The organism is Pseudomonas sp. MWU12-2020, from assembly GCF_023100605.1.
GTDB lineage: Bacteria > Pseudomonadota > Gammaproteobacteria > Pseudomonadales > Pseudomonadaceae > Aquipseudomonas > Aquipseudomonas fluorescens_H.
Window position 1 is genome coordinate 1 of sequence record NZ_JALMEX010000048.1, and the last position, 617, is coordinate 617.

The following is a 617-nucleotide window of genomic DNA, read 5'->3' on the forward strand; positions in this document are numbered from 1 at the left end:
TGGCGTTCCCCGCTGTCGCGGGTCGGGCTTTCGTGCTGCGCATCGAGCCAGGTCAAAAAGCCGACCTGTCTCGCCCCTTCGGGCTTCAATCCACGCCGGCAAGCCGGCTCTCACGCCTCCGGCCTCCGGCCTGCGCGCTCCGCTTGCCCCCTTCCGCGGTGTGCAGGCGAACGACGAGTTCAGGTGGCCACGTCCAGCCCTCAACCTACCGCACCGCCCGGCTGATGCGATCAAGGGGCTTTCGCGGCATATCCTCGGTCGCAGGCTCCCTGCGGTATTCCACGTCCCCTTGACCGCGCCGTGCGGTGCGGTAGGTCGGGCTTACCGCGTCCCCCCGAACCCGTCTGGCATCACCTGCAGACATTTCGTGCGCTCCAGGTACGGAAAAGGAAGCGGCCGTTCCGGCCGTGCTGAAAAGCGTTTATTGACCACGCCCAGCCCTGACCATCCGGCATCACTCAAGAGCGGCGGCGTCAACACTTCCGAAGAAGATTTAATAGTGTTTATAGTGTTGATGATTTGGCGTGCGAGCGGTATAATGCTCTGGTCGGAAACGCAGTGTTTCTGATGCCCGAATCGAGCGGCGGCAACCGCTCCGGGCCTACCTTGCAGGAGAT

1 protein-coding gene is annotated in these 617 nt (G+C 63.2%); it reads right to left on the reverse strand.

Going from position 1 to position 617, the window contains the following annotated elements; all coding sequences use genetic code 11:
- Positions 1-321 precede the first annotated feature (321 nt).
- On the reverse strand, positions 322-617 hold a 296-nt coding region (locus M0814_RS28970), incomplete at its 5' end, for a hypothetical protein (protein ID WP_218565946.1).